At 51.5% G+C, this 13,117-nt stretch carries 9 protein-coding genes; 6 read left to right on the plus strand and 3 right to left on the minus strand.

Features of this window, described 5'->3' with window-relative positions; translation table 11 throughout:
- Nucleotides 1-517, plus strand: a 517-nt coding sequence (locus tag BLO43_RS04905; protein WP_302847673.1) for an RIO1 family regulatory kinase/ATPase domain-containing protein, incomplete at its 5' end; no start/stop codon positions are given.
- A 339-nt stretch (nt 518-856) separates the two neighbouring features.
- Nucleotides 857-1,279: a hypothetical protein gene (locus BLO43_RS04910; protein ID WP_090906108.1), complete on the plus strand. Its 423-nt coding sequence runs from the start codon at nt 857-859 to the stop codon at nt 1,277-1,279.
- 56 nt (nt 1,280-1,335) lie between these two features.
- On the opposite strand, the gene BLO43_RS04915 is transcribed toward BLO43_RS04910, so the two are convergent.
- Entirely contained in the window at nt 1,336-2,658 is a 1,323-nt protein-coding gene (locus BLO43_RS04915) for a porin (RefSeq protein ID WP_090906109.1), read from the minus strand.
- A 459-nt stretch (nt 2,659-3,117) separates the two neighbouring features.
- Here BLO43_RS04915 and BLO43_RS04920 point away from each other — a divergent pair, with 459 nt between their 5' ends.
- Both BLO43_RS04920 and BLO43_RS04925 read left to right on the plus strand, forming a co-directional pair.
- The gene (locus tag BLO43_RS04920) at nt 3,118-4,380 is read left to right on the plus strand and encodes a sialidase family protein (protein WP_090906110.1); all 1,263 of its coding nucleotides are present in this window, start codon (nt 3,118-3,120) and stop codon (nt 4,378-4,380) included.
- 343 nt (nt 4,381-4,723) lie between these two features.
- The gene (locus BLO43_RS04925) at nt 4,724-7,411 is read left to right on the plus strand and encodes a TonB-dependent receptor (RefSeq protein WP_090906111.1); all 2,688 of its coding nucleotides are present in this window, start codon (nt 4,724-4,726) and stop codon (nt 7,409-7,411) included.
- 147 nt (nt 7,412-7,558) lie between these two features.
- On the opposite strand, the gene serB is transcribed toward BLO43_RS04925, so the two are convergent.
- The gene (gene serB, locus BLO43_RS04930; protein ID WP_090906112.1) at nt 7,559-8,389 is read right to left on the minus strand and encodes a phosphoserine phosphatase SerB; all 831 of its coding nucleotides are present in this window, start codon (nt 8,387-8,389) and stop codon (nt 7,559-7,561) included.
- Between the two features lie 377 nt (nt 8,390-8,766).
- Between serB and purT the strand changes: the two genes are divergently transcribed.
- Together purT and BLO43_RS04940 are read left to right on the plus strand one after the other, a co-directional pair.
- Nucleotides 8,767-9,984, plus strand: coding sequence for a formate-dependent phosphoribosylglycinamide formyltransferase (purT, locus tag BLO43_RS04935; protein ID WP_090906113.1), 1,218 nt, complete (start codon nt 8,767-8,769; stop codon nt 9,982-9,984).
- A 176-nt stretch (nt 9,985-10,160) separates the two neighbouring features.
- Complete coding sequence (locus tag BLO43_RS04940; protein WP_254773337.1) at nt 10,161-10,994, plus strand: SH3 domain-containing protein; 834 nt, start codon at nt 10,161-10,163, stop codon at nt 10,992-10,994.
- Nucleotides 10,995-11,294: 300 nt separating this feature from the next.
- Here the strand turns inward: BLO43_RS04940 and BLO43_RS04945 are convergent, their stop codons facing one another.
- Nucleotides 11,295-12,911 carry a sensor domain-containing diguanylate cyclase gene (locus tag BLO43_RS04945; RefSeq protein WP_090906307.1) on the minus strand — a complete coding sequence of 539 codons (1,617 nt, stop codon included), beginning with the start codon at nt 12,909-12,911 and terminating at the stop codon, nt 11,295-11,297.
- Between the last annotated feature and the right edge of the window lie 206 nt (nt 12,912-13,117).

The raw sequence follows: 13,117 nt of genomic DNA on the forward strand, positions 1-13,117 counted from the left end.
TAATTTCTTCGAAGGCGTGCTGCTGATGGAACTGGTGACCGGCGCCAATGGCGAGGCCGCCCCCCGGCTCAATGATCTGGCGCTCACGGCGGAACGGGCGCGTGCGCACCACCTCACCCTTATCAGGCAGGTGGTGCGTATGCTTTGCGCCGGCATCGTTCACGGCGATTTGTCTGAATACAATGTGCTTGCCGGCAGCGACGGACTTGTCATTATCGACCTGCCTCAGGCCATTGACGCGGCGGCCAACAACAACGCCTGCGGTATGCTGGTACGCGACATGGATAATCTGGCCGCCTACTTTGGCCGCTTTGCTCCCGAATTGCTCACGACTGACTATGGCAGGGAAATATGGTCGCTCTACCAGAGCGGCAAGCTGCATCCGGATATTACCCTGACCGGACGCATTGAGTACCACAATAAGCCCGTTAATATCGCCGGCGTCATGCGAGTGGTTAACACTGTACTTAAGAAAGAAGCGGCCTGGCAACGGTATAAACTCGAAATGAGGGGATAGGGTGCAAGCATTCTTGGTATGTAATCCTCCCCCGTCCCTTCGGGTCGCTACACAAAGAATGCGGAGGCAAGGCGCGAAAGCGCAGGCTATGGCCAAGCTTTGCAACACGGCATCCGCGTTTTTTGTGTAGCAACGCGGGTGCGAAATAAGTGTTAACAGGCCCTAATTACCATGCCGAATGTTCCGGCTTGCAAGGCGGAAATTAATCCCTTGGCGCATTATGGTCATTTTTAACAATAATGGTTTTCCTTAGTATAAAACCAGGGTTTCCCCAATGTACCCATGACACTGGGGGAGTTAGGATGAAACTACTCTATTCCGACTTGCTTCACTGCTGTCATGAAAACAAAGCTAACCAATATTCTTGCCTTATCGATTGCGGCTCTGCTGGCCTTGCTAAGCCCTATCGCGATGGCGGCCGAACCTCTTGACACACCTGAGATCCGTACAGCGGCCCAGAATGCCACCACCCAAAGCGATCATGAGAGGCTGGCAAGATATTATGAAGATGCGGCAGCGCAGATGCAGGCAAAGGTAGCGGAAAAAAAGGAGCTGCTGGAGCACTATGAGGATAAAAGCTACATTTATGGCAGGCGGGCGCAAGATCTTCAATCGCATACGCACGCGTTAATTCGCAATTACGAAAAGACAGTCAAGGCAACCCTGCAGGCCGCTGCTATGCATCGGCAGATAGCTTCCATGCTCCACACCAATCATGTTGCGTATGACTCTCAAACGTCTGATGGTATAGGTGGGTTCTAGCGTTCCTGACATCCGGGCGATGTTTGCCAAACTGTTGCCGCTTTCGTTGATCTGAATCAGAAAGGGATCGTCGCATCCAGCGAAAACAGGAACTGATCCTTCCTGCCGTCAAACGGCCGAAACGCCACCTCAATGCCATCCGCCCTGTCATAGCGGATATTTGGCCGGATATTCAGTTTCTCTATTGGCTTCCAGTTCATTTTCAGCCGCCTCGCCGGCTTCCAGTTCATGCCCAGGGTAACTGCGTAATAGTCTGCAGGCGCACTGATAAAAGGGATGTTGCCGGCATAGCTAACGCCCTTATTATTGGTCGCGGATAGTATCCGATAGGGCGAAAAGACACGCCAGCCATCTCTATCGTTGAACCGCTCAGCACGAATGCCGATGGAAAGGTCATGGAAAAGGTCATATGTTAAGTGCGTATTAACGCTATACCATTCGGCATTCTTGATGCCTCCCGGCAGATTAATACTCCCCGCCCAGCCATGAGTGTGGTGCACGACCATGTGGGTTCTGGGCGTGATCCGATGCTGTAGAACAACGCTATACATGATCCAGGGGTCATTGGTCGCTGACTGGCCATAGGTTCCGCCGACGGTAGCCGAGGTTCTTTTATCGTCGCTGCTCCACAAGATGGCACCTAATCCGCCCCAGTTATCCAGTTGTTTATCAAAGCCGCCATCCCAGCCTCCGGTTGCGCTGCCCGTGGTAGCACCGCCTAGCACTGACCAATTATCATTCACGGTATAGTTACCCAGCAAGCCGGTATGGGTGAACGGTTCCCCGCTATTCAGGATATAGGCACGTGTATAGAAGAAATTGTCAGGCGCCGGAACGGTCTCGTAACCAAGTGGCGTATAAAAATGGCCCACCTTGATATTGAGGCCATTACCGATCGGCATATACGTCTCCAGATAGGCTTGCGGTAGTGCGATACCGTAAGTGCGGGTGGATTTGCAGCACAAATTGAGATCCCAGTTCCCCCGATCGGAAGGCTCACCTGTATTTTCATCGAAGGCGGAAATGCCGAAAGCCTGGGCGTAGATGGCGTCCGTCCCAAAAAGAAAATCAAAACGGCCTCCAATATCCCATTCCTTACCTTGGGATACCACTGGGCGCTGTAAAAATATATTGAACTGGTTTAACTGAAACCGATTGGCCCGGTCCGCGAAAGTAACGGTGCCATTGAAGCCATCCGAAGGATTATTCGCATTATAGGTCGCACCGCCATTGATCCAGCCACCCACTTCCAAACCGCTTTCTTTGAACAAGTTTGTCAAGCTATTGGCGTGTGAATCACTCAAGTTCAAAAGAGCCAGGAATACGAAACTTACCCGCGCGAATACCGCCGCATTCATACTTTTCGAACTACGGATCATTATGTAATTCTCCTTTCAAGGGATAGCAATAGTTCGCAGAAAAGCTATCATCATTAAAATCATTCGTGCAGTTGCTTGGCATCCGGACGCGAACATGTCGTTACCCAATTTGTGCTCGCTGTACCGGCGCTCGTAGCCAGTGAGCCATTTATTGCAGGTGGCTCATTTCGCAAATGCGGCAAGAACGAATGATGCACGAGCATAACGCTAAAAAAAACGCCAATCTCAAAAGGGTTTTTAACAACGTGGAGAGGGAAGGAAACGTTGAGCCCGCACTAGAAACAGGTCGACCCCGGATAGTTTTTTATTGTTGTCTACTCACAATGGCCAATAAAAATCAATAACCGCGTCAATTGGCTCAGGTGTATATGTCGCGTGGCGAATGCGACAATTTGTCGCATTCTCATACTTCCTGAAATGGATTATTCTCACAGCCCGGTACAGTCATGGGAGGAAATTATGCGGCGGCAACGGATTTATCATATTGCAGTCATGCTCTTGCTGAGCACTTCAGCCGCCGTACATGCGGGTCACCCGGATCCGGCCTTGGAAGATCAGGCGTATGCGAAACCCCGGCCTCCCAAGACGACGCTGGGAGTGGGGGTAACATTGGATGAAAGCGGTCGGTTATGGTTGGCGAAAGTGGAGAATCAACGGCTGCTGGTTTCCCGGTCGGATGATGAGGGAAAAAGTTTTTCCAATCCTGTTGTCGTGACACCTGAGCCTGAAAATATATCGGCTGACGGAGAGAATCGTCCCAAGATCGCCATTGCACGCGACGGTACCGTGCTTCTGACCTGGATACAGTCGTTGCCACAGAAATATTCAGGCAATGTTCGTTTCGCACGTTCGGCAGATTCAGGCCGGACTTTTTCGAAACCCGCCACGCTGAATGATGACAGTCGCATTACCAGTCATCGTTTTGATTCACTGGCTATCGATGGCGATGGCAGGGTCGTGGTGGCATGGCTTGACGCACGTGATCGGGATGCGGCAAGGGAGCAAGGCGGGGAGTTTTCCGGAGTGTCGGTTTATACCGCGCAATCCAATGATAACGGCGTTAATTTCGGCGCAAACCGAAAATTCCAAACGCATACTTGCGAGTGTTGCCGGATTGCACTCACCTGGACGCAGGAAGGCCCGGTAGCCTTTTGGCGAAACATTTTCGGTGTAAACACACGTGATTTCGCCATTGCAAATCTGGATAAAGGCGGAAAGCGGCGCGCCACGGATGACGAGTGGAAGATTGATGCCTGTCCCCATAATGGGGGCGGCATTGCGGCTGATCGCCAAGGCCAGTTGCATCTGGTCTGGTTTACCAATGGCGCAGCCCGTCAGGGACTATTTTACAAACGTCTCGGTGCCGATTGGGAGTCGCAGCCAATGCCTATCGGCGATCCCGCAGCTCAGGCAAATCATGCATCGGTAGCTGCGGAAGGTAAAACGGTTCTCCTCACCTGGCGCGAATTTGACGGAAGCTCTTATTCCGCGCAAATGATGTATTCGAATGATAGCGGTCTGTCCTGGAGTGCACCTCAGCGTTTGATGGAATCCGCCGGAGCGACGGATTATCCCATCCCGTTGATTGACGGAAAAAAGGTACTGTTAGTGTGGAATACAGCAATGGAGGGTTTGCGTGTGCTACCGTTTGAGCGCCTCACGGCCGGGAAGTCTTCGGATAAATCCTCCGCGAAACGCGTTGCTGACAAAACTGGCGGATGATCATAAGACGCATTGCAAGGGGCGGTAGACGTCGTAGCCCTAGGCAACCAATTTTGCGGTAACCCCTGCGGGAACGAACGGCGATTTACCGGAGCCTGCTTCGTCAAACCCTGGCGAAGGTAAGCAATTATTCGTGTCATCGCCTCTATCAAAATATCTTGTCCCGCAAGGCCGACGGTGCCTTCCTACGGGCAAATCTGGGGATACAGCCTGATCCGATGCCATAAATTGCCCCGTTGTCGGGGAAAAACTGAAAAGTTGATAAAGTAATATTTGAAATGCGTAATAGAAACAGCGGCCATAAGCTGGTTGTTATAAGAAAACAGGCGAGGAAAAAATCAATATGAAACCTATCTTTATCGCCTTGGCGAGTGTGCTTTGCGTCTCTTCCGTCTGGGCCGAAGATTCGGAGCAACTAAAAAATACGCTGTCGCAAAATACCGTAAGGGGTTCCCGTGAAAGCAGACCGTCCGCTGAAATATTTCAGTCGACTGGCGGAATCAATGGGCTAATCGTGCAGCCGAATAAAACGACCCCGCTGGCGCAAAACTTGAGCCAGGTCGCGCAGAGTGCGGCTCCGCTTCCTGGTGCTGCCGAAAAAGAGACGGTAAGCGAAGCACCTGACAAGGACGAAGAGAAGATTAAGGGTAAGGATAAAGTCAACGAAAAAGACAAGGATAAGCCGGCGCCGGACAACCAGAAGGAAACGGTATTCAAGGAGATGGTAGTGACAGGCGAGGTCGAACGTGATTCGCATTACACCTCGCCTTCCACCCGCGTCACACGAACGCAGATCGAGCGTCAGAACGCGCAAACAACGGAAGAAGTGCTCAAGTACCAACCCAGTTTACAGATACGCCAGCGTTATGTCGGCGATCCAAACGGTGTACTGGGTATCCGTGGTGCGGATATGTTCTCAACAGCGCGCAATATGGTTTATGCCGATGGTTTGCCAATACACAACTTTTTACAGGCTACTTTTAATGGCGCACCACGCTGGTCAATGGTAGGTCCTAATGAAATTGACGCCGTTGATATCGTGTATGGTCCTTTCTCAGCGGAATACAGCGGTAATTCGATCGGTGGCGTGGTAAATATAAGAACGCGCATGCCACGCAAACAGGAATTCTATGTCGAGACCAGCCTCTTTATTCAACCATACAAGCTCTATGGGCCGGATAAAGGAACGTTTATAGGCGACCGGCAATACGTGTCCTATGGCAACCGGTTTCAAGACAAACTGTCGGTATTCCTGGCCTACAATCGCCTGGAAGCCCAGAGTCACCCGCAATCCTATTTTATTGACAACACCGGATTGGGCCAGACCCCCGCTTTTACTGCGCCTCAGCCTCCTTCCGGGACGCCTATTCCCCCGCTCACGGACGTTACTGGCGGTATTCGTACACCTGACACGCGTGGCACACCGAGTATCATCTATGGTGATACAGGTCCGGAGAAGGTGAATACTCAACTGTTCAAAGGCAAATTGGGTTATGACATTACTTCCGAACTTCAGGCTATTTTTACAGTCGCCTACGAGGATCGCACACGCAACCAGAATCATCCGCGTAATTATTTGCAGAATACTTCCGGGCAAACATTCTTTGGCGGACCTCAGAACGGGTCTCAACCCCTGATCCTGCCTAATGCCGCTCTGGATGGCACATCTTTCGATGTGCTAAACAGGGGGTTTGGGTTCAGCTCGGATAAACGTGAGACGTTGAACCTCGGCCTGCAGCTTCGCGGCGCACTGACCGAAAATTGGCATATCGATACAACAATCAGCAATTTTGACGTTCTCAAGGATACCCGCGCCACCGCTTTCTATAATCCGAGCGATCCCAATGGGAATCCCACAGGCCAGATTCAGGATTTCAAGAAATTCAGTTGGCTGAATTATGACCTCAAGCTGAGTACTCCCGCAGTGCTTGGCAATCAGAAATTGTCGTTTCTGAGCGGATATCATTATGATCAATACAATTTAAGTTTCCGGCAGTACTCGTTGACGGACTACGCGACACTGACGCGTGGTCCCTTGCAAGCGAACAGGAACAACGATGGTCAAACCTCGACCCATGCGATGTTCGCTCAATCCGCCTATCGTTTTTCGCCGGGCTGGGATGTGACAGTGGGGGCGCGCCAGGAATGGTGGGCGGCAAGCAAAGGGGTTGTAGGAAGTACGGTGGTGCCCGATCGTACCGAATCCGCGCTTTCGCCCAAAGTTTCGCTGGGTTATGAACCCGGACCGTGGAAGCTACGTTACTCGTTCGGAAGGGCGCATCGGTTCCCGGTGATTGCTGAACTTTATCAGTCCCTGAGTACCCCAACTCAGGTTCTTACCGCCAACGCACTGCTCAAACCCGAAAATGGAGTCCACCACAACTTCATGATTGAATACGGGTTGCCCAAGGGGTATGTCCGCGTGAATGTTTTTCGTGATGATATCAAGGATGCTATTCAGCAAGTGCTAACGGCCTCGGGCATACAGACACAGGCCTCATTCCAGAATATCGATAAGACCAGCACTACGGGTGTGGAACTTATCTTCGATCAACGGCGCATCCTGAACTCTAAATTTGATTTCATGTTCAATGGCACCTGGATGAATGCGAAGGTAGACGAGGGTCCTCTTGTAAATTTCACCGCACCGAATCATACGCCGCCGCCAGCCGGTCAACTAGGGCCGGACAGTTTTAATCTTACGGGTAAACAACGCATCCGTTTACCCCACTGGCGGGCGAATTTCTTTACCACCTACAACGCAACGGAGGCTTGGGATATCTCATTTTCCGGCCGTTATACCAGTGACTCGTTTAACGATCTCGATAACAAGGATTTTGTAAACAATGTGTTTGGAGCCCAAAGTGATTTTTTCTTCATGGATTTCAAAACCAGCTATCGGTTTAAATTACAGAATGGTTTGAAAAGCCGGGTTTCGTTTGGTATTACCAACCTGAATAACGATAAGGCGTTTGTTTTCCATCCCTATCCGCAGCGCACCTATCTTGTTGAAGCTGCGTTTAGCTATTAAAAGGCCTTCGAATAAAGCTCTGCTGGCAAACCCGAGGGCTCTATTCAGGGGGTTTCATTGTTGCTATTACGGGGATCGAAGTAGCGGGACCTTCTGAGCATAAATTTGAAACGCATAAGGACCGCGCCGCGACCGTGGCGATAAAGATTAACCAAACAAATTAACCACCCCGTCGAGGCCAACATGATTGATCGCATAAGTCGCCTTTTCCTGCACGATGGGCTTGGCATGATAAGCGATACTGACGCCAGCTTCCTCCAGCATCCTAAGATCGTTGGCGCCATCACCGATAGCGATCACTTGCTCCCGCTTCAATCCCAGTTCCTCGCGCACGTGTTTGAGCACGTCGGCTTTTCCTTGCGAGCCAATAATTTCACCCAGTACCTTGCCAGTAAGCTTTCCGTTCACAATTTCAAGTGTATTGGCGGCCGTATAATCGAACCCCAATTTTGTTTTTATTCTATCGGTAAAAAATGTGAATCCCCCGGAAATGACCATCGTTTTGAGACCCGCCGACTTCATGTGTTGCAGCATCTTTTCCGCGCCGGGACTTAATCGCACACGCTCGTCGTAAACTCGTTGCAACGCATCCTGGTCCAGTCCTTGCAGCAATGCGGTGCGTTGTCTCAAGCTCTCGGCAAAGACGATTTCGCCCCGCATGGTTCTCAGGGTAATTTCGGATACTTGTGGCTTCACACCATGCATATCGGCTACTTCGTCGATGGACTCGATCGCAAGCAACGTGGAGTCCATATCCATCGCCACCAGGCCAAAATCCCCGAGAGGCACCGTTTGCTCAACGAAAGCGAAGTCCAGTTCGGCGCCAGCACAGTATTCAGCGATGTGCTCCCGCTGGCTCGCATTTTTTAGCCGGAATGCTTCGCCGGTGATGCGCTCGATCTGGTTAGCGCCAGCAAGCTTTGCCAATTCTCTTAAATCATGGTTAGCTATCTCAAAGCCTTGGATAATGAGATTCATAGAAGATATCAATTATTATTAAAAAAGTTTTTTGTACGGCGGATTGTCTCAAACCCGTTGCTCAATGGCGGGCCTGTCTTGTTATTATCATAAGGAGATCTCACAAGCGGTATGGGCGTAAGCGGATTACCCACGCAGCAACTCTTCCCGAAATGTGGGGGTGGTTATGAACACTGATGTTTTTTAACAGCCCGTATTTTGCCAGCAATCGCAGCTTACTTCCATACCAGTTTCCAGCAAGCTGAAAATGCTACGCGCGTCAATTGTTCAACCCAATTGTTGACGATGCCCTTAAGATACCCCTATGCCATGAGAATGGCGATGGGGGTATCTTTATGTTCTATCCTTCATAACGAAAATGTTCAAATAGGTGAATCATGACTAAACCGCTTATTATCGGGACCCCGCTGAGTCCCGCCGCCACAAAGGTGATGTTGTTGGGTAGTGGTGAGCTCGGCAAGGAGGTCATTATCGCATTGCAACGCCTTGGCATAGAAACCATCGCCGTTGATCGCTATGCGAATGCGCCCGGTCATCAGGTGGCGCACCGCGCGCATGTAGTCAATATGGCGGATGGCGCCGCATTGCGTAAACTGATAGAACAGGAGCAGCCGCAACTTATCGTACCCGAAATCGAGGCGATCGACACCGGCATGCTGGTAGAAATCGAACGAATGGGCATAGCACGTGTCATTCCGACAGCACGCGCCGCGCAACTCACCATGCACCGTGAGGGAATCCGCCGTCTTGCAGTTGAAACGCTGGGCTTGCCAGCGTCATCGTATGCCTTTGCCAGCAGCCTGAAAGAATTGCGTACGGCGATTAAAAATAGCATCGGCTATCCTTGCATAGTGAAACCGGTGATGTCTTCTTCCGGCAAGGGTCAATCGAAAATTGATCGTACAGGAGAAGTAGAGACCGCGTGGAACTCTGCTGCCAGCGGCAGCAGAGTGGATCAGGGACGGGTAATTGTCGAGGGTTTCATCGATTTCGATTACGAAATAACACAGCTTACCGTACGTGCGATGAATGCGAATGGTGACGTGGAGACGCATTTTTGTGAGCCGATTGGTCATATTCAGATTCACGGCGATTACGTGGAAAGCTGGCAACCGCAGACAATGTCACTACTTGCGCTGCAACGTGCGCGTTACATTGCCGAAAAGATCACCGATAACCTCGGAGGCTTGGGTATTTTTGGCGTGGAACTATTTGTTAAGGGTGACGATGTCTGGTTCAGTGAGGTCAGCCCGCGCCCGCATGATACCGGCATGGTAACGATGTGTAGTCAGTTTCAGAACGAATTCGAGCTTCATACCCGCGCCATACTTGGTCTTCCAGTGAATACCGATTTGCGCGCGCCGGGTGCGAGTGCCGTGATTTACGGGCAGCTGGATCAGAAGGCTATCGCGTTTAGTGGCGTAGATGAAGCGTTGCGTGTACCGCAAAGTGACTTGCGTCTATTCGGTAAGCCGGAATCGTTCGTCAATCGCCGCATGGGCGTGGCGCTCGCAAATGGTATCGATACGGTTGAGGCGAGGGCTCGCGCAAAACTTGCGGCAAGCCGCGTGATGGCGGTAAAAAATACCGCTTAAAAACGGGTGGTTAAGGTAAAGTCCAGGCATATTGGACCGTTATTGTAAGTAGTCTATCAGCGTACTGATGCCTATCACATAAAGCTGAGCTGCGAAATGAGAACTGCGCGATAATACATCGTGTATTTTAAGTATTGGAACCGGGAGATAGGGAAGTGAAAGGATTTTCGATACAGATGGATAAGCCATACAGGCTGCCACAGGTTCGAGCGGGACAGATGTTATGCTGGATAGCCCTGGTGCTGCTGGGTTTAAACATGATGGGATGCAGCCTCCTTCTGAAATCTCAGTCACCCGAGCTTCCGGCCGTCTCTCCAGAGTCCAATATGAAGGAACAGCAAGAAATTGAACGCATGCAGAAGCTGCTAGTGGAAAAGGAAGCGGAAAAAGAGGCGCAGCAGCAGGAAATCGAACGCCTGCAAAAGATACTGGTGGAGAAAGAGGCGCAGATCCGCGTTCAACAAGCCCGGCAGCAGGATCAGGCTAAGACTTTACAGGAGACAAGCAGTCAGGCTGTCCACGCCCAGGTGAAGCTTCGGCGGTTGGCCACACGGCCCGCCGCCGCTTCGACAATTGCGGAGGCTGAAGTTGCCATGGAGAACTTGAAGTCATCTCCATTTACAGAGTCCGAGCAGGTGGTGCAAAGCCAGGCACAGCGTCTCTTGAGCGCTGCCGCCGCGTCCTACGCGGAAGACAATCATGTCGCGGCCATGGAGTACGCTGCGTACGCTCGCGGATTGATCGACATGATAAAGAACAATCGTGCTTTCAAGACGTCGGATTCGCGCCGTGTGACAACGCCGTTCGAGGTACCCATCCCGTTGCGTGCCGCGACCAACAGCAATCTGCGCCAGAACCCGGCGCTCAGCGCAGCGGTGTTGAGTGTAGCGAAGAAAGATTCCCTGATGACAGCGGAGGCATATCAAGGTGACTGGCTGCGAATTCAGACAGCCGATGGGCAGTCAGGATGGGTACTGAATACATTGGTGGAAGCACAAGTGGGCAAGTAGTATTGTTCACAACAACGACGAATAATGCGGAATGGGAATAATCCAGTCGTGACTCTATGCGGTTTCCTGCGCAGGCGTCAAATCGAGAATAGTTCGCGGGTATATTCTTAAACAAGCAATATTTCTGAGGCACCAGTAGTGTCTGCCGAACTTAAAGGAAATCGGCTGCAAAAGTTATCTGGCCGGTCCATATTTCGCCGCGTTTTTCAGCCAATGAAACAGCTATTGGCCTTCAGAATCGTCAAAATTTGTCCTCGCCCCGTTACTTTTTTGCTTCGATTCTTTAAGTACGATAGACCGCTAGGAGACGCAGAAAGCTCGATTACGGCCGGCATGCTTTGCCCCATAGAGTGCGCTATCGGCGCGAGCGAATACCGCTGTGGGTGTCATATCGCCGGACTGGCACTGCACGACGCCGATACTCACCGTTACTGCGATTATCGAGTCATTGGTGCTGTAACGCATGTTTTCCACCTGGGAGCGAACGCGCTCCGCCGTTTTCAGCGCCTGGTCCGTTGACGTTTCCACCAGAATAATAATGAATTCATCGCCACCATAACGTGCCGCATAATCAATACTGCGGATCGACTGAACGAGTATTCGGGCTACCGCTGTCAGGATCTCATCACCAGTAATGTGGCCATAAGTGTCGTTGAGCGTTTTAAAGTAATCGATATCCATCATCAACAACGTAAATTCTCGCTGGGTACGTTTGAAACGCGCAAGTTCATCGCTGAGGATCGCGTCAAGTTTGCTGCGGTTGTACAAGCCGGTAAGACTATCGGTGATGGAGAGTGTTTCCAGCACCTGATTCTGCTGCTGCATGGCTTGATTGGTGGCCATAATCTCGGCGTGACTATGGCGCAACTTGTCCGCCATCTGATTGAATACCTGTGTGAGATGCCCCAGCTCGTCATTGCGTGTTGCAGTCAGCCGCACCTCAAGATCGCCGCCGGCGATCCTGTCCGCCGCGCCAATCAGACGTTGCAGCGGCCCGACAATCGAACGGCCCATCTGAAAGGCCACTGCCGCCACTACAATGACCAGCGCACTCACAAGCGCCAGAAACATATCGCGCAGTTCTACCCAGGCGCTGTATACCTCGCCGCGATCACGTTCCGCCACGATGGTGACTGGCAGATTTTCGGATACGTCGGCGAGTCCGATAACCTCCCGATGCGTCATTCCCTGGAAGACCAGGGACTCGCCGGGTTGTGACTGCAAGCGTCGCAGTACCGATGCATCCAGTTGCTTCAGCTTCTCCGCATCAATCTGGCTGCTGACAAGAATTCTTCCGTCCCGATCCAGCAGGAGTACTTCGCCCGGCGGCGATTTCTTGGCACTTTTCAGATGAGGCTGTAGCGTACGCAGGTCAAGCACGGCAACCAATGCACCCATTATGAGATTGTCGTATGATAGTACTGGAACCGCGATGCTGAGTGTGGTGGTGGTGTATTGTTCGTCCCAATGAGGAGGTGTGATCACGAGACCCTCCGTAAGAGAGTTTGGCGGCCACTCGTCTGGAAGCGTTACGGCGGCGGCCGCTGCCGCACTGCTGGCTACGACCTGCCCGTCGGCGTTCACTACGGTTAGTTCCCGGAACGTGTCGAGCTTTTCCTGGACTGAACGCAGATAGTGCGCCAGGGCTTGCGGATTCTTGGTGACCGTATTTGCCCGGATATTCGCTTGCGGCCGGGCAATCGCCGATAATCCGTCGATGACCGCATTGGACGTGGACGATACGCGCACCTCGTGGGCACGTTTATCAATCCAGAGTTCTATTTCGCGACTGGCGTCACTTGTCAGCGTACGAAGTTCACGAGTGACGTTATCGCTGATCTGCGCCTCATTCTGCCGAAACGACAGCAATCCCAGTCCCAATGATGGAATAAGCGTGGCTATGATGGCGAAAACCATTATTTTGCTTCTTATACTTTTTAACCACACCATGTGAATAAGTATATCTAAAAATTTCAAAATAGACGGGAACGTCATACCCGAACGCAGGATTATTTTTCCTGAAGGCAGCGATTCTACGCTTGAAAGTCCTCCCTGAAAAAATCCTATAGCGGTTCTCAATATGCGCCGGAATCGTACGGGAATGCAATACGGATTTTAAGCAT

Origin of the sequence: Nitrosospira sp. Nsp13 (genome assembly GCF_900101945.1) — a bacterium.
In the GTDB taxonomy this organism is placed as follows: Bacteria; Pseudomonadota; Gammaproteobacteria; order Burkholderiales; family Nitrosomonadaceae; genus Nitrosospira; species Nitrosospira multiformis_D.

Coding starts and splice junctions, on each gene's coding strand:
- BLO43_RS04910 (WP_090906108.1), top strand. CDS start 857: ATGAAAACAAAGCTAACCAATATTCTTGCCTTATCGATTGCGGCTCTG.
- BLO43_RS04915 (WP_090906109.1), bottom strand. CDS start 2,658: ATGATCCGTAGTTCGAAAAGTATGAATGCGGCGGTATTCGCGCGGGTA.
- BLO43_RS04920 (WP_090906110.1), top strand. CDS start 3,118: ATGCGGCGGCAACGGATTTATCATATTGCAGTCATGCTCTTGCTGAGC.
- BLO43_RS04925 (WP_090906111.1), top strand. CDS start 4,724: ATGAAACCTATCTTTATCGCCTTGGCGAGTGTGCTTTGCGTCTCTTCC.
- serB (WP_090906112.1), bottom strand. CDS start 8,389: ATGAATCTCATTATCCAAGGCTTTGAGATAGCTAACCATGATTTAAGA.
- purT (WP_090906113.1), top strand. CDS start 8,767: ATGACTAAACCGCTTATTATCGGGACCCCGCTGAGTCCCGCCGCCACA.
- BLO43_RS04940 (WP_254773337.1), top strand. CDS start 10,161: ATGGATAAGCCATACAGGCTGCCACAGGTTCGAGCGGGACAGATGTTA.
- BLO43_RS04945 (WP_090906307.1), bottom strand. CDS start 12,911: ATGGTTTTCGCCATCATAGCCACGCTTATTCCATCATTGGGACTGGGA.